Raw genomic sequence first — 16,711 nt, 5'->3', positions numbered from 1 at the left:
ATGTTTGGATTTTGAGATTAGAAACTGGCCCTGAAGGTGAACTGGAAGGTTCTGGGAATAGGCACGTTCCCGAAGTCGATCCCCCTCAGCACGGAGCTGTTGCCGCCGGCGTTCGTTTCAGGATCAAACCCGTCGTAATTGTCCCAGCTTATGAGGTTGCGGCCTACCAGCGATACGGACGAAGACCGGATGAACTTCGCGAAGGCGGGCAGCTGATAAGAAAGCGCCACTTCGCGAAGCTTAACATACGAGCCGTCTTCGATCCGCCATTCTTCCGTGTTGTATACCGAGAAGATATATCCCCTGGGCAATTCCCCTTTGATCTCTCTTTCGGAATAATCGCCGATGCCAACGCCCTGGCGGGTTCTCCTGTCTGCATTGAATACCTCCTGGCCCAAAGCGCCGTCTACCAGGAAACTGAAGCTGAGCTTTCTATACGTCAGCAGGCTGTTAAAGCTCAGCAGCCAGTCCGGGTTGGGGTTGCCGATCACTTTGCGCAGCAGCACCTTTGCCGGGCTGATCGCTGCAATGGGCCGTCCCTCGCCATCTACCGCTATACCGCCTTTGGCGTCGCGTTCAAAATAATTGCCGTAAAAAACACCCACGGCCTCGCCCGCCAGTATTACGGAACCTGATCCCGCGGCGCTTGTGAGCGCAATGGGCGTTACCTGGCTGGAGGCTGTTACGAGGTTTTTATTTCTGCTCAGCGAGCCGCCCACGTTCCAGGTAAAGTTCTTATTGCTGACGGGCATGGCGTTGATGCCCAGTTCCCATCCCTTGTTGGTGAGGTCGCCCACGTTCTCGGTACGCGAGCTGCCGCCGGAAGACGGGGCCAGCACACGGTCTACCAGCAGGGAGTTGCCCGTGATCTTTTTGTTGTACACGGTAAATATCACGCCCAGCCGGTTATTCAGGAAGGAGAGGTCTGTACCGAACTCGAACTCGCTGGACCTTTCTGGTTCTACCAGCTCATTGCCAAGGGCTGTATTGATATTGTAAGCGGCAGTTCCGTTAATGCTGCCGGACAGGTAGGTGGAGAACCGGTCGTAAGTGCCGATGCCGGTGAGATTGCCCGCCAGCCCCCAGGAGGCCCTTAAACGGGCGGAGCTGAACCATTTGCCGCCCATGTCGCTCCAGAAGCCCATTTCACTGAGGTTCCAGGAGCCGCTTAACTTGGGGTAGAAGTAGGTCCGCGTGTCCTTGGGGAAAGAGGTGCTGCCGTCTATACGGCCGGCGGCGGTAAGGAAGGCGATGTTCTTATACCCGAACGTTTCCTGTACAAAGCCGCCAAATACCTGGCGCTGATCGTAAATATACCGCGGGTCCAGCCTGGTGGCGGCGCCGTTGATGGTGGTGATGCCGTTCAGCAGGTCGCGCCCTTCGTTGAAGAGGCCGGTGATCTTCTGGTACTGGTGATTAAAGCCTGCCGTGGTAAGAGAAGAGAAATCTCCGAGCTGGGCGTTGTAGGAAATGTTGATGTCGTTGTTGATCTGGAAAGAATTGACCAGTGCGCTCGCTACGTAACCCAGGCCTTCCTGCGCGGAAATGTAAGGGTATCTTTTGATCAGGTTGCTGCCTTCCTGGGAAAAGTTGTCGATACCCAGGATGTAATCGATGCTGAGCCCCTTCACCGGTTTGATCTTCACCTGCAGGTCGCTGATGGTCCTGCTCACCGATTGGGTCAGTTCCATATCTTCTATCACGCTCAGCGGGTTTACGCGGGTGGGCTCCACGCCTTTGAGGTTGCCGGCTGCGTCGCGCTCTTCGATGTTATAGATGTTGTTCGTGATGTTCACGGAATTGATCGGGCTCCAGAACACGTTGCCGTTGGGCTTTTCGTGGGAGAAGCTGTTGGTGTAGGCCACGCCGCCGCTCACGGTGAGATAGTCGTTGATCACCTGTTCGATCCTTGTTTTGAAATTGAACCGCCTGAAATCGGTGTTGCGGATAATGCCCTCGTTCTTATAAAAACCGCCGGAGAAAAAGTATTTCGTTTTTTCCGTGCCGCCGCTGAGCGAAATGTAATTATCGGTGCCCAGGCCTGTCTGGAAGATCTGGTCCTGGTAATCGTAGCGGGTCACATCCACCAGGTCCGTGGAAAGTTTCCGGGTCTGCCCGTCCGGCCGCGTGTACGTGACGATGTTGCCGGGGCCGTCGCTGATGTTGCCCAGGCGCAGGGTAGTGGAGCCGAACTGTTTGCCGTAGGTGGAGATGTAGACCTTTTTACGGAGCTGATTCATAATGATGCCCGTGCTGAAATCGATCGTCAGGCGCCCGGCCTTCCCGGACTTGGTGGTGATGAGCACCACGCCGTTGCTGGCCCTGGAACCATAAATGGCCGAAGCGGATGCGCCCGGGATGATGTCTATTTTTTCGATGTCGTTCGGGTTGATGTCCGCCATGCGGTTGGTGCCTACTTCGTTCGTAGGCACGTTGCTGGAGGTGGCGCCCGCTGTGGCGCCCACGTTCAGGTTGGTCACATTCGTAGTGGCATTGCTGACGATCACGCCGTCTATCACGTACAGCGGCTCGGAAGAACCTTTAATGGTGCTGGTGCCGCGCATCCTGATGGAAATACCGCCGGAAGGATCGCCGGAGGTCTGCGTGATCTGTGCGCCGGGCACTTTGCCCTGCAAGGCGGCGCCGATGTTACCGGAGCCGGTGTTGATGAGCTGTTTGGCGCTGACGGAATTGACCGTATTGCCCAGCTGCTTTCTTGATTGCCGCAGGGAGGAGCCGATCACCACGATCTCATCCATGTTCAGTACATCTTCTTCCATTACTGCATCCGCGGAAGCAGCCGAGCCGCTTACGCTGATGGTTTTACTGACGGATTTGAACCCGATGCCGGTAAATTCCAGTGTATAGGTACCCGGTTGAATGCTGGCCGTAAAACTGTACTGGCCGTTAGCGTCGGAGCTGGCGCCTGTTGCGGAATTGCGGAGCTGCACCGAAATGCCCGGCACCGGCGATCCATCCGGCGCCGTCACCTTCCCGCTGATGCGAACCTGGGCCAGGGCCAGCGTGGCAACCAGCTGCAGCAGCAGGAGCAGCGGAAACGCTTTCCATCTTCCGTGTTGCTGTTTGAGTGAATTTGTCATAACGAATAAAATTTTGGCGTGATAAAAAGAAAGTATTTCGCTTACAGGAAGCGCAGGCACGGCATGCAGGTTGCACGGGGGCTGTTGCCGTTTTCATTGTTCACATTCTTATCGTAAAACCTTTGTCAGAGTACCTCCATACCGGCGGCGCGGTAAGGTTTCAGCAGCATATCGTCAGGGTCCAGTTCCGTAATGAGTGTATCTATATCCGAAGCATCGCAAACTTTGAGTCGCTGGGAGGTATTTACTTTTTCTGAAATAGACAGGGAAACAACCCTGGATGAAGATTCCACCATCGCTTTTTTGACCTGCACCACTTCGAGGTCGTTGTCCGTAAGGCCGGCATGGATGTCTATGGCATTGGTGCCCAGGAAACACAGGTCCGCCTTTACCTGGCGTATTTGCGCGATAGCCGCGCCCCCCACGGTGATCCTGGAGTTTTTGGAAAGGCGGTCGCCGATGATGATGACGTCTATATGCGGATGGGCAGCATATGCAAAAGCAGCGGGCAGGCTGCCGGTAAAGAAAGTGGCATGCAGCTTCTCCGGCAATACCCTGGCCATTTCGAGGATAGTGGTACCGCCGGTGGTGAACACGAACATGCCGTCCTGTATGAGGTTTATCGCCTTGCAGGCGATCAGTCTTTTTTCGGCGAGGGAATAAATGTCGGTGTGGGATGAATTGTGGAACGACCTGGAAAGCGCGCCGCCGTGCACTTTGATGATCCTGCCGGCTTCCGCCAGTTCGTTGAGGTCCCTGCGGATGGTGTCTTCAGACACGGTGAGCTTTTCCACCAGGTAGGTGGTCAGTACCTTGTTGTGAACGTTCACTTCGTGCAGAATAAAGTTCTGTCGTTCTTCCTTCAGCATATAGCAGGTTTGGATTCCTGAATATAACAAATAACAGCCGGAATCCGGCAAAAAAATGCAGTAATCTGCTCTAGTACACGCATGATCCGGCAACATATACGCATGTTTTTGCATTTATTGATGGTTGATTTCGTCTTTCCGGGCAGCGGGTGGCGGTATGGGACGGTTCTTTTCACCACCGCCACCCCATCACAGTCGGATTACCTTATTTCACCATCCGTAAATACCGGCAATTGTGAGAGCAATTTTGTAATTTCGCATGCATTTTATTTACGAACAGGATTTATGATCAACATTACATTCCCGGATGGCGCAGTCAGGCAGTACGAGCAAGGTATTACAGCACTGGACATTGCTAAATCCATCAGCGAAGGGCTCGCCCGCAAAGTATTGGCGGCAAAAGTAAACGGACAGGTGATAGACGCCACGCGCCCCATCACCCAGGATGCAACCCTCCAGCTCCTTACCTGGACGGATGCAGACGGAAAAGCCACCATGTGGCACTCTTCCGCCCACCTCATGGCGGAAGCGCTGGAAGCCCTGTACCCGGGAGTGAAGTTCGGCTACGGCCCCCCGCTGGAAAACGGCGGCTTCTTTTACGATGTGGACCTGGACGGCCGCGCTATCTCCGACGAGGAGCTGCGCAAGCTGGAAGCCAAAATGAGCGAACTGGCCAAACTGAACAGCGGTTACGTGCGTAAAGAAGTATCCAAGGCCGACGCCATCAAATATTTCACTGAAAAGGGCGATCCTTACAAGATAGACCTGCTCCAGAAGCTGGAAGACGGGTCCATCACCTTCTATACCCAGGGCAACTTCACCGACCTCTGCCGCGGGCCTCACATCCCCAGCACTGGTTTCATCAAGGCCGTGAAGCTGACTAATATTGCCGGCGCTTACTGGCAGGGCAATGAGAACAACAAGATGCTCACCCGCATCTACGGCATCACTTTCCCTTCCCAGAAAGAGCTGGACGAGTACCTGGCCCTTATCGAGGAAGCCAAAAAGCGCGACCACCGCAAGCTGGGCAAGGAACTGGAACTGTTCGCCTTCTCCGAAAAGGTAGGCCTGGGCCTGCCGCTGTGGCTGCCCAAAGGCGCCATGCTGCGCGAACGCCTGCAGAACTTCCTGCAGAAAGCGCAGATAGAAAGCGGGTATCTGCCCGTGGTAACGCCGCACATCGGCAGCAAACAGCTGTACGTAACCAGCGGCCACTACGAGAAATACGGGAAAGACAGCTTCCAGCCCATCCATACGCCGGAAGAAGGAGAGGAATTCATGCTCAAACCCATGAACTGCCCTCACCACTGCGAGATCTACAAAACCTCTCCCAAGAGCTATAAAGACCTGCCGGTGCGCTTCGCCGAGTTCGGCACCGTGTACCGTTACGAGCAGCACGGCGAGCTGCACGGCCTTACCCGTGTGCGTGGCTTTACCCAGGACGATGCGCACCTTTTCTGCCGGCCGGACCAGGTGAAGGAAGAGTTCGAAAAAGTGATAGACCTGGTGCTGTATGTATTCAACAGCCTGAGCTTCACCGACTTTACGGCACAGATTTCGCTGAGGGATAAAGAAGACCGCAGCAAATACATCGGTTCTGAAGAGAACTGGAAGATAGCCGAACAGGCCATTATCGATTCCGCCGCGGAAAAAGGCCTTCAAACCGTGATAGAGTACGGGGAAGCGGCTTTTTACGGCCCCAAGCTGGACTTCATGGTGAAGGACGCGCTGGGCCGCAAATGGCAGCTGGGCACCATCCAGGTGGATTATAACCTGCCGGAACGTTTTGAGCTGGAATATATCGGGGCGGACAACAAGCCGCACCGCCCGGTGATGATCCACCGCGCACCTTTCGGCAGCCTGGAGCGTTTTATTGCTGTACTGATAGAGCATTGCGCCGGAAAGTTCCCGCTGTGGCTCACGCCCACACAGGTAAAAATCCTGCCCATCAGCGACAAGTTCCTGCCCTATACAGAAAAAGTAGCAGAATTGCTAAAAAAAGCGGAAATTCGCGCTGAAATTGATGACAGGAACGAAAAGATCGGCAAGAAGATACGGGAGGCGGAATTAGCGAAAATACCTTACATGCTGGTGGTAGGTGAAAAGGAAGAAGCAGAAGGGAAAGTGTCCGTACGCAGGCAGGCAAAAGGCGACCTGGGTGCGATGACCATCGAAGAGTTCAGCGGGATCGTGAGCGAAGAAGTGGCCAGCCGCAAACCTTTTGAATGATCCGTTTGTTTTTATAAAACAATTTTAACCATCGCAATGGCTTGCCGGTTTAAAATAAAAAGTCCACCGTCAGCGCCATTATTTTTATCTAACAATTCAACATTTTAATGCAACAAGGACCAAGACCAAACTTTAACAACCGGGGCAGAAACCCTAATTTCAGAAGAGAACAACAGCAGGAACATCGTACCAACCGTATGATCCGCGTACCCGAAGTGAGGCTGGTGGGCGACAACGTGGAACCGGGCGTTTACAGAACCGATGAAGCGTTGCGCATGGCTGAAGACCTGGCGCTTGACCTGGTGGAGATTTCCCCCAACGCAGTACCCCCCGTTTGCCGCATCATCGACTATAATAAATTCCTTTACGAGAAAAAGAAAAAGGAAAAGGAAATGAAGGCCAACGCTCACAAGAGCGAGGTGAAAGAGATCCGTTTTACGCCTAATACAGACGATCACGATTTTGATTTCAAAGCCAAACACGCCGAGAAGTTCCTCAAAGAAGGTAATAAGGTAAAAACATATGTGCAGTTCAAAGGCCGCGCCATCATGTTCAAGGAACGTGGTGAGCTCATCCTCCTGAAATTTGCCGAACGCCTTGCGGAAGTAGGCGCCCTGGAAGGGATGCCGCTGATGGAAGGTAAGCGTATGATCGCGATCTTCGCGCCCAAATCCGCGAAGAAAAAGCCGGCTGGCGTTCCCAAGGAACCAAAGGAGAACACCGGCGAACCGCAGGCCCCGCGTCCGCCGCAGCCGCCGCGCGAAGAGCAGCCCCAGGCCGCTCCCGTACGCAGGCCCATCGAGATAAAATACGCGAAGCCTCCTGCGCCTAAAACGCCCGCCCCGAACGATAAACCGGCGGAAGGCGGCAGCAGCAACTAAGTTTTAAGTGTTATTTCGAAATAGATTTAATAAAAAGCCCGGGTGATCACCCGGGCTTTTTTATGCATTGTTATGAGCGGAATGATTGATCAGGGCTGCTTTTTGCGGGATGATTTTGCGCGGCTGTTGAAATCCAGCGCCAATGCCAGCCAGTAATTGAAGGCCGCTGCCGGCAGGATAAGCTCCTCGCTTACATGCAGGTACCCTTTGTATTCCCTGCCGCCCATGATCACAGTGCTGCCTCCCCGGCCCGCAGCTTCTTCATGCAAAGCAGGGTCTATACGGCACATCATCCGGCCTTCGCCGGCAGTAAGGCACATTTTTCCGTTTACCATAAAGGCAATGCCGCCGAACATCTTTTTCTCTTCCACTCCCGGCAGATGCGCCAGCGCCTGCCGTATCCTCGCCGCTAATTTCTCATTGTAAGCCATAGGCTATGGTTTGGGTGTATTTTTATCGAAAGTAAGCGTATCGAACCATATTGACAGCGAAACCAGCTTCCCGTTCTCCGCCTTCCATATCTCCGCCACATCGCCGTTGACCCTGATACCGTTGGGGAAGATGAAGTCGTAATTGCCGATCACGCAGGCATTGTCGCCTTCTACGATCATTTCTTTCACACGCATGCTTTGGAACGCGCGCGAAAATCGTTTAATGACCTCGATGTAGGCCGCCTTTCCCTTCACGGGCGCGTTCTTCGTCATATCGCCGCCGGTAAAGGTAAAGTCGTCCGCAATCACCGGTTCCCATCCTTCCTTCCGGGCGAAACCCTGGTAATAAGTGTCAAGCAGCTGCTTTGTGGCGTTTTTCATTTTCCGTGTTTTTAGGATTAATTATCTTTGTTATTGCAATTTGCAAGTACTAAGTTAAAAAGTTATTTCAAATTGCAAGTACTTTTTAAAACAACGGTATGGAAAAAAACAGGTCAGATTGCCCCATCAGCTGCTCGCTCGACGTTTTCGGGGATAAATGGTCGCTGTTGATCATCAGGGACGTGATGCTCAGGGGGAAAGCGTCTTACAGCGAATTCCTGGAGTCCGAGGAAAAGATCGCCACAAATATCCTGGCCAACAGGCTAAGCGTGCTGGAAGCAGAGGGCATCCTTTCCAAACAGGTGTCTCCCGCCAACAGGTCCAAGTTCCTTTACAGCCTTACGCCCAAGGGGATAGACCTGCTGCCAATCGTGATCGAGATCATGGACTGGGGCGCCAAATACAACGCCAATTGCCCGCGCAGGGAACTGGGGAAAAAGATCAAAAAAGATAAAGCCGCGGTGGTGAAGGAATATTACCAGAAATTAAAGAAACAATTCAGCTAAGCTTACCGTTTTTCAGCGCCGCCAGTTCCTTCAATGTTTTCATCCCGCGGCTGCGGATGCCGGGCGTGGCGCCTTCGCGCAGGTGGTCTTCAATCAGCATAACAATTTCATTCCGGATGTCCGGGTAGATTTTTGCCAGCCGGCCAAGAATGGTCATGGAAAAGGCTTTTACAGCCACCGTTTCTTTCGGGTCTTCGAGGAACCGGAAACAAAAATCCATCACCGGCCCTTGCAGGTCTTCCGGGATGGGCATATCGCGAAGGATGCGCACCACATTACGTTTTACGGCCACAGGTATGCCGGGGTGCCCCATGCGTTCCACCATGGCAGCCAGGTGCGGCTCCATGAGCCGGGGATGTTTATCGCCCACGTAACTCAATATCCAGGCCGCGCGCTGTACCACGCGGTATTCGTCTTTCAGGAAAAGGGCCACCAGCTGCGCCAGGCGTTTGGGATTGCCGCCCACCCAGCCGGCAAGGGCTTCCGTATGTTCTTTCGAATTTTCGCGAAGTATTTCGTCCCGCAGTTCCATACTGCTAAGATAAAAAAAGAGCGGCCACAACGAGCCGCTCTTTGGTTTTATAGATTGCACTGGACAGATCACTGTACGATAAGCGCGGATACATGCGGTACAAGGGTTCCTTTCCCGCCCTTGTAACCACGGGCAAAGAAGGTATAGATACGCCGGTTGCCCGTTGCGATGGTCCGGGGGCCGGAGAGCACCGTGCCGGTAGGCCCGCTGCCGGCTTCGCGGATGAAATACTGGAAGCTGCCGTTAGAAATGTTCACATAAGGCGTTACCGTTTTGTAAGCTACGTTTGCTGCCACCAGGGTTGTGCCCTGGTAAAAGTCAACGGCAGGCACATTTGGTATCAGGTTCAGGAATTTGACGCGCGAAAGGCTGTCCGGCGGTGTGGTATCGTCTTCCACCATCACGCCTGTAGCATTGGGAACGGAATCTGTGATGAACAGGGTGTACCGCTTATTGGCCTGCAGCGACTGGGAGTAGCTGAACACCTTCACAGAATCCACGTCAGTTCCGGCTTTCGGGACGGCCACCTCGATATTTGTTTCTCCCTGCGGGATGTTCAGGTAATCGCTGTTGTTGGAACCGCCGGTGTTAAGCCCGCCGCCGGGGAAAGGAGTGGCGTAGCTCACGATGCCGCTCATGCGCTGGCCGTTCACTTTTATCTGCACGCCCTGGTTGGTAATGCTGGGCGTGAAGATGCCCACTTTGAGCCTCACCATATTGTCCACATACGTACGCGCGGTGATGTGGAACTCATTTTTTTTGCAGGCCGCCAGTATGCAAGCGCCTGCCAGTATTGCGATGATATATCTTGCTTTCATAAATTGACAGGTTTACATTAAGGGAGCATGAACCAGATGGGCTTGGTATGATAATTTCCTTCCATGGCGCCGATACGCATCAGTTCATCCTGGTTCCAGACATATTCGGAATTATACCGCGGCCTTGCCCTGAATACAGGAAGGCCGTTGTTCTGGCCGGAGAGGGTAGAGGGCAGCTCAAAACCTTTATATACAGGCTGGCCATTGCGCGGATCCGGTATAACGCCGTAGTAGAACCTGCGAAGGTCCACCCAGGTTTCAGTAAAGCCCCAGCCCCACAAGGCAATGTATTTCTGCAGCATGATATCCGCCAGGGTAAGGGTTGCTTCCGTACGTTTCACAAACGGCGCGTTGAGGTACATATTCCTTGATGAATCCGGGATGGGCTGGCCGTTATACAAGGTTGTGTTACCGCGCGGCATCCTCGTATTATTGATAAAATCGAAATGCGCCCTGATGCCTTTATCGTAAGCATCCAGCGCTGTCGTATAATCGGCCATGCGGTAAGCGGCTTCCGCTTTGATGAACTGGATCTCCGCGTAGGTCATCACGGGTGATACCGCTTTGTCTCTAAACAGGTATTTGCCTGCGTTGGGTGTAAATACAGTCGCGCTGGGGTTGGCATACAGGGTGTCTCCCCAGAGATTTGCCACTCGCTCGCGCCGTTTGGCGGCATCGCTGAAGTTGGGGTCGCCAATGCCGGGGTCCACGCCGCGGTAGCCGCCATTACCATTGGAGGTGTCGTGGCTGGCGGATAACATATGCCTGATGCGCGGATCGCGGTTTTCGTAAACGCTGCTGTCTCCCGCCAGGATAGTGCCATCCAGCAGCTGAACAATAAAATTACTTTGCCTGTAATTGGTGAGGTTATCGCGGTAAGGGCCGAAGAAATTGGAATCGTCGTTTTTGCTCGCATCGAACGGAATCAGGAAGTCGTCTGCAATGGAAGACAACGACAGGTTGCAGAACTCGATCACTTTTGCGGGATCATAGATGCTTTTGTTGGAAAGGTGATGATAGTTCCTGGCCAGTATGCCGTACACGAATTTGATCCATTTCTCCCTGTCGCCGCCCAGCGCAAAATCGCCACGGCTCAGCGGGTTGTTGGCGGGGTTCAGGTCTGTACGGTTCAGGTAATACAACGCAGAATCGCACCATACGCGCACGCCTGCATACACGGTATCCTGCCCGTTGAATTTAAACAGGGCGGTGTTTTCCTTGAATGCTTCTGTAAAGATGATCTCGCCGTGATGATCGGTGCAGCTTTGAAACATCAAAGCCTGCAATGCATAAGCTGCGCCCACATAATCCCACTGGCCTTTCTCGCGGCCTACGCTGATGATGTAACGGAGGTTCTGGCCCAATCCGAAATAGGTCTGCCGCCAGATATCGCCGTTGGCATCGCTGGCGCCGGTATATCCCATCCGGTCCCAGTTGATGTCTGCGGTACGTGTGCTGTTATCCGTCAGCCAGTTCTGGATATACCGGCCCACATACCTGGCGTCGTATTGAATGCCGCGGGGTATGCCTGCAAGCTGGGTGGGAAATACGGAAGCGGGATCCGGGTTCTGGGGAGTATCCGGGTCGCTGTTCACGTCCAGCCACTTTTTACAGCCGGTGAGTGTGACCAGCAATAAGTATAGTATGATGAATATCCTTTTCATGATTTAATTTTTAGGTCTTAGAACTGCACTTTAATACCGAAGTTGATACCCCTGGGCGTGGACAAAGAACCGAAGTCGATGCCCGCTCCGCCGTATCCGCGGTTGGCGGCGGTATTAGCGTTCACTGCGGGGTCTGCCCCGGTGTAATTGGTGATAATGAACAGGTCTGTTCCGGTCACGAACACGGATGCGTTGGTGATCAGTTTCTGCCGGGCCAGCAGGGTGCGCGGCAGGCGGTACATGAGAGTTACGTCGCGCAGGCGCATCCAGTCCACAGACTCGATGAAATCCGCTTCGGTAGCCACGGTGGAGCCCCAGTAATCAGTCCTGTAATAAGGATTGATGGCGATGTTGTTGGTCGTGGGTTTGGCGGTTTCTTCCAGCCCGTCCATCAATACGCCTTCTATTACAAACTGCTGCTCCCTGTTCAGCGTGCGTTTGCTGAGACCGGTCAGGTAGAGGTAATATTCGTTGCCGTTGAATACGTCGCCGCCCCTGCGGAAATCCAGGTTGAAGCTCAGGCTCCAGTCTTTGTACGTGAATTCGTTGATAAGGCCCACTTTAAAATCGGGCTGGCGGTCGCCCACGATCGTGAAATCGCCGGAGGAAAGGGGCAGGCCGGATGAGGGGTTGATGAGCAGCTTGCCCTGGCTGTTGCGGCGCAGGCTGTAACCGCTGAGGTTACCGGTGAATGCGCCTTTGTATGCCTGCGAGCGCAGGTTGCCGAACACCCAGGTGTCTGAATCATAGTAAGTGGGCAGGTTGGCGGGCATTTCCAGTATCTGGCCCCTGTTGCGGTCGAAGTTGGCCAGTACATGCCAGCGGAAATTGCTGGTTTGTATAGGATCGCCGGAGAGTTGTATCTCAATGCCACGGTTTTCCACCAGGCCGCCATTGAGATATTTGATCACATACCCGGTGCCATAGCTGGAACGGGCGGCGAGTATCTGGTTGCTGCTGCGCAGGGAATACCGCGTAATGTCGATCCCCAGCCTGTTCTCAAAGAACCGCAGTTCTGCGCCGAACTCGAAGTTTTTTGTTTTTTCCGGCACCAGCCCCTGGTTATTGCCGGTAAAACCGAAGGCATAACCGCCGCCGGTCGTGATCTGGGACTGCATCGTGTAGTCGATCACGTAAGGCGTGGCGGGGCCTTTGCCGGTGGTGGCGTATGAGATGCGCGCCTTGCCGTAGCTGAACCATTTCCAGTCCTTTAACAGGTCGGAGAATACAAAGCTCAAACCGGCTGCGCCGTAATTGAAGAAGGGATTCTTATCCACGAAGCGGCTCATAAAAGTGGAGTTACCCTCGCGGGAGCCTGCCAGGGACAGGTATAGCAGGCGGTTCCAGCTTACTTCATAGTTACCGAAGAGACGCGTTTTGCGGATATTGCTGAAAGTCAGTTTCGCATCGCGGCTGAGCGGTTCGGTATTATTGATAGATATGAATTCGGGCTCGTAAAACCGTTCGCCTTTGTAAGCGTCGATCTGTGTGGTAAAATCGTCGAACGCAAAGCCGACGGTAAGGATGTTGCCAAACTTGCCGAAGGTTTTGTTGGCCGTGCCGCGCAGGATGCCGCTGAAGTTGCGGGTAAGGATGTCCTGCCCGGAAAGGAAGCCCCTGCTGGCAAAACCATAACGCGATTGCGGGTTTGTCGCAAAATAGCCGTCCGTTGTGTAAATATCTGCGCTGCCGATGCCGCTGAAGGAGAGCCAGTCTGTTGGATTGAGGTTCAATTGCACGTTACCGGTAAAACGCTCGGTATGGTCGTTGGAAAGGTTTTTGTTCACATCCCAGAACGGGTTGTCGAACTCTGTGTTGTAAGCCACGCCACGTAAGGTTTTGCGGCTTCCGTCCGGGTTCATGTAATCGCGCACGTCTTCATCCACGGGCCAGGTAAGCAGTGTGAGGAAGTAGCTGCCCGCGCCTTTGGAACCTTTGTCTGTGGTGGAGTTGGTATAGGTAAAGGAAGCGTTCATGTCGAACAGCTCGCTCACCTTGGCGGAGCCCGAGAGCCGCACGGTGCCGCGGTTGAAGGAAGTGTTGGGTACCACGCCTTTCTGGTCCAGGTAGCTGGAAGAAAGCCGGTAGGTGTATTTCTCGTTACCGCCATCCACTGTCAGGCTGTGCCTTTGCTGGAAGCCTTTCTGAAAAAATGCGTCGAAGTTATCGTAGAACTGTACGGTGTCTGCGTATTTCGGCCCGAAGAAAGCGCTCAGCTGCCCGAATGCGAAGGGGTTCACGGTGGCATTGGGATCAGCTACACCATTCAGCCCGCGGCTGTAAGTGGTCTGTACTTCGGGGAACATATACACGTCTTCTATACGGAAGTTGTTGTCGTAAGTGACAGACGCTCTGCCGGAACGCCCGCGGCGGGTGGTGATGAGGATGGCGCCGGAAGCCCCGTCCGACCCATACAGTGCGGCAGCCTCGGGACCTTTCAGCACGGTGATGTTCTCAATGTCTTCCGGGTTCAGGTCCATGGCGCGGTTGCCGTAGTCTGAGTTGCGGTTGGCAAAGGAAACGCTCTGGCCGCTGATAAGGGCTTCCTGGTTCAGCGTCTGGTTGTCGAACGGCACGCCGTCTACGACGAACAGCGGCTGGTTGTTGCCGCCGATAGAAGTAGCGCCGCGGAGTATGATCTGGGAAGAAGACCCCGGTGCGCCGGAGGTGCCGGTCACTGTAGCGCCCGCGATGCGTCCTGCCAGGCCGTTGATAAAGTTCTCCCGCTGGGTCTGCGCCACGTCCGCCCCGTCTACTCTTTGCACGGAGGAGCTGAGCGAACGCGGGTCTTTGGAGATGTTGTAAGCGGTTTTCACGAACTCTTGCAGGTTCTTGCGGTCAACACTCAATTCCACGTGAATGGTGTTGCTGCTGCCCACGGTAAAGTTCCGCGGAGTGTAGCCGATAAAGCTGAATACCAGCACCTGGCCGGGGCTGGCAGCAATGGCATAGTTTCCGTTAGGATCGGTGGCTGTGCCGGTACTGGTGCCCTGGATGCGCACCGTTACCCCCGGCAGGGGCTGCCGGTCTTCGGCAGCCGTTACGGTGCCCCGCACCATGTTCTGTGCCTGTACGGCGGGGATGATCCCCAGCAATAAAAGGAAGAGGAATAGACTTCTCATCATTAGAACGAGATTTTGGTTATGGAATAAAAGCGATGTCTGTTGCGTAAAGCATGCGGTATACAGGTGTACAAATGAGCGGTGCACCATTTTATAGCCGGGATATGCTGTTAAATGACTCCTTCACGGGAATAATGAATTTGGATTGCTACTGTGTTGACAATTAGATTTCGATTACTTTTTTCGATTACATTTCGATTACTATTTTGACCCTGTTCCGGCTGAATTTCAGATCAGCCGGATGAATGCCTTTGGAAATTGTTTAGATTCTGATCGTTGCTGAAATAATGTAAAAGGGGAATTGGTACAATGTGTAATACAATTTAATGAATTTAAACCGAATAAAAAACCCGGTGTAACTGGTATTGCAACACATTTTGCCGTTTCTTTGCTCCTGTTACCAACAAACCTGAACTTGATAAGAAAAGAACTGCGGATCATCCTGCTTTCCCTTGGAATCAGCCTGCTGTTGACGGTTGCCAAGTTCGTGGCCTACTTTTTCACGCATTCGGTAGCCATTCTTTCTGATGCGCTTGAATCCATCATCAATGTAGTGGCGGGCGGCTTTGCCTGCTACAGTATCTACCTGACCGGTAAACCAAAGGACGAGAACCATCCCTATGGCCACGGTAAGGTGGAATTCTTTTCCATCGGCTTCGAAGGCGCCATGATCTTTATCGCGGGCATCCTCATTCTTTTTAAAGCAGGCCAGTATTTCGTGCTTCAGCCGGCGCTGGAAAAGATAGACCAGGGCATCTGGCTCATTACCGCCGCCTCGGCGGCTAATTTCCTGCTGGGGCTCTACCTGGTCCGGAGCGGCCGTCGGCTCAGGTCCATCACCCTCAGCGGCAACGGGCAGCATATCCTTACAGATGCTTACAGCTCCGTGGCCCTCATCGCGGCCCTGTTCATTATTCATTACACCGGCGTCCGCTGGCTGGACCCCGCCGTGTCCGTCGCCATGGCCATCCTGATCCTCCGTAAAGGCTACCAGCTCATGCGGCAGTCTATTTCAGGGCTTATGGACGAAACAGACATGAAAGTGGTGGACCAGGTGATCGGCATCTTGAACCGCCACCGCCACGAACATCCCAACTGGATAGACGTACATAATATGCGCGTGCAGCAGTACGGCAACAATTATCATATAGACTGCCACGTGACCCTGCCGTATTACCTGGAGCTGACCCTCGTACACGAGGAGATCAAAGCCATGGAAGAGCTGGTAAACAAAGAACTGGAAGGCCATGAAGTGGAGTTTTTCATCCATGTGGACCCCTGCATTCCCGGCAGCTGCCCGCACTGCACCCTGGAAGAATGCCCTGTGCGCCAGCATCCTTTCGAGCATACCCTTGCATGGACGCGGGAAAACGTGCTACCCAACCGCAAGCACACCGCATAATGCCGTTTATAAGACAAACAAGACATCCTTTACCGTTACTCCGCTTCCCCGGTTATTTCATTTTTTCCTAGCTTAGCAGATTATGCAAAGGATCCTGATCGTGGAAGATGAAGTAAAAGTGGCCAACGCCGTGAAAATGGGGCTGGAAGAAAATGGCTTCGAGGTAGACGTGGCGTACGACGGCCGCATCGGCAAAGGCCTCGCCGCCAGCCAGGATTACGACCTGGTGATCCTCGACCTCAACCTCCCGCACCACAACGGCTACGAGATCTGCGAAGTGATCCGCCGCCGCAACAGCAAAGTGCCCGTTATCATGCTCACCGCCCTCGGTGGCATGGACGACAAGATGCAGGCTTTTGAGCTGGGGGCAGACGATTACCTGGTAAAACCCTTCGACTTCCGGGAGCTGCTGGCCCGCATCCGCGTATTCCTGAAGCGCGCCGGGGCGGACGTATCGGCCGCACAGCGCTACAAGCTCATGATCGCGGACCTGGAAATCGACCGGGAGCGGAAAGAAGTGACCCGCGCCGGAAAAAAGATCCCGCTTACCGCCAAGGAATTCCAGCTGCTGGAGCTGCTCGCCCTGCATAAAGGAAAAGTTATTTCCAAGCTCACCATCGCGGAGAAGGTCTGGAATATCGATTTTGATACGGGAACCAACGTGATAGAGGTGTACATGAACTTCCTCCGCAAAAAGATCGACAAGGATTTTGAACTGAAGCTGCTCCATACCAAAACGGGGATGGGGTATTATATTTCGGAAGACCAATAACGC

Annotated in this window: 13 protein-coding genes; 5 read left to right on the top strand and 8 right to left on the bottom strand. The window is 53.7% G+C overall.

Going from position 1 to position 16,711, the window contains the following annotated elements; all coding sequences use genetic code 11:
- Window positions 1-17 precede the first annotated feature (17 nt).
- Window positions 18-3,101, bottom strand: coding sequence for a SusC/RagA family TonB-linked outer membrane protein (locus tag ACTJIK_RS23980; protein WP_440650081.1), 3,084 nt, complete (start codon window positions 3,099-3,101; stop codon window positions 18-20).
- A 125-nt stretch (window positions 3,102-3,226) separates the two neighbouring features.
- Window positions 3,227-3,970: a DeoR/GlpR family DNA-binding transcription regulator gene (locus ACTJIK_RS23975; protein ID WP_440650080.1), complete on the bottom strand. Its 744-nt coding sequence runs from the start codon at window positions 3,968-3,970 to the stop codon at window positions 3,227-3,229.
- Window positions 3,971-4,255: 285 nt separating this feature from the next.
- Here ACTJIK_RS23975 and thrS point away from each other — a divergent pair, with 285 nt between their 5' ends.
- Window positions 4,256-6,199, top strand: coding sequence for a threonine--tRNA ligase (thrS, locus tag ACTJIK_RS23970; protein ID WP_440650079.1), 1,944 nt, complete (start codon window positions 4,256-4,258; stop codon window positions 6,197-6,199).
- A 107-nt stretch (window positions 6,200-6,306) separates the two neighbouring features.
- On the top strand, window positions 6,307-7,080 hold the full coding sequence (infC, locus tag ACTJIK_RS23965; protein WP_440650078.1) for a translation initiation factor IF-3: 774 nt from the start codon (window positions 6,307-6,309) through the stop codon (window positions 7,078-7,080).
- 89 nt (window positions 7,081-7,169) lie between these two features.
- Here infC and ACTJIK_RS23960 read toward each other — a convergent pair whose 3' ends face one another.
- Complete coding sequence (locus ACTJIK_RS23960; protein ID WP_440650077.1) at window positions 7,170-7,511, bottom strand: TfoX/Sxy family protein; 342 nt, start codon at window positions 7,509-7,511, stop codon at window positions 7,170-7,172.
- A 3-nt stretch (window positions 7,512-7,514) separates the two neighbouring features.
- Window positions 7,515-7,892: a nuclear transport factor 2 family protein gene (locus tag ACTJIK_RS23955; protein ID WP_440650076.1), complete on the bottom strand. Its 378-nt coding sequence runs from the start codon at window positions 7,890-7,892 to the stop codon at window positions 7,515-7,517.
- 98 nt (window positions 7,893-7,990) lie between these two features.
- Between ACTJIK_RS23955 and ACTJIK_RS23950 the strand changes: the two genes are divergently transcribed.
- Window positions 7,991-8,398 (top strand): winged helix-turn-helix transcriptional regulator, encoded by a 408-nt coding sequence (locus tag ACTJIK_RS23950; protein ID WP_440650075.1) that lies wholly within the window; start codon window positions 7,991-7,993, stop codon window positions 8,396-8,398.
- Here ACTJIK_RS23950 and ACTJIK_RS23945 read toward each other — a convergent pair.
- The 4 genes from ACTJIK_RS23945 to ACTJIK_RS23930 form a co-directional block, all read right to left on the bottom strand.
- The gene (locus ACTJIK_RS23945) at window positions 8,391-8,930 is read right to left on the bottom strand and encodes a hypothetical protein (protein ID WP_440650074.1); all 540 of its coding nucleotides are present in this window, start codon (window positions 8,928-8,930) and stop codon (window positions 8,391-8,393) included. The two genes, ACTJIK_RS23950 and ACTJIK_RS23945, sit on opposite strands and share 8 nt — an antisense overlap.
- A gap of 68 nt (window positions 8,931-8,998) precedes the next feature.
- Complete coding sequence (locus ACTJIK_RS23940) at window positions 8,999-9,748, bottom strand: DUF4397 domain-containing protein (RefSeq protein ID WP_440650073.1); 750 nt, start codon at window positions 9,746-9,748, stop codon at window positions 8,999-9,001.
- A gap of 17 nt (window positions 9,749-9,765) precedes the next feature.
- Window positions 9,766-11,412 (bottom strand): SusD/RagB family nutrient-binding outer membrane lipoprotein, encoded by a 1,647-nt coding sequence (locus ACTJIK_RS23935; protein WP_440650072.1) that lies wholly within the window; start codon window positions 11,410-11,412, stop codon window positions 9,766-9,768.
- 17 nt (window positions 11,413-11,429) lie between these two features.
- A complete protein-coding gene (locus ACTJIK_RS23930; protein WP_440650071.1) occupies window positions 11,430-14,537 on the bottom strand; it encodes a SusC/RagA family TonB-linked outer membrane protein in 3,108 nt (1,035 codons plus the stop codon).
- Between the two features lie 412 nt (window positions 14,538-14,949).
- On the opposite strand from ACTJIK_RS23930, the gene ACTJIK_RS23925 reads away from it, so the two are divergent.
- On the top strand, window positions 14,950-15,936 hold the full coding sequence (locus ACTJIK_RS23925; protein ID WP_440650070.1) for a cation diffusion facilitator family transporter: 987 nt from the start codon (window positions 14,950-14,952) through the stop codon (window positions 15,934-15,936).
- A gap of 82 nt (window positions 15,937-16,018) precedes the next feature.
- Complete coding sequence (locus ACTJIK_RS23920) at window positions 16,019-16,708, top strand: response regulator (RefSeq protein WP_440650069.1); 690 nt, start codon at window positions 16,019-16,021, stop codon at window positions 16,706-16,708.
- Window positions 16,709-16,711: the final 3 nt, after the last annotated feature.

Origin of the sequence: Chitinophaga sp. 22620 (assembly GCF_052044405.1) — a bacterium.
In the GTDB taxonomy this organism is placed as follows: domain Bacteria; phylum Bacteroidota; class Bacteroidia; order Chitinophagales; family Chitinophagaceae; genus Chitinophaga.
This window is presented reverse-complemented; position numbering and strand designations above follow the sequence as displayed.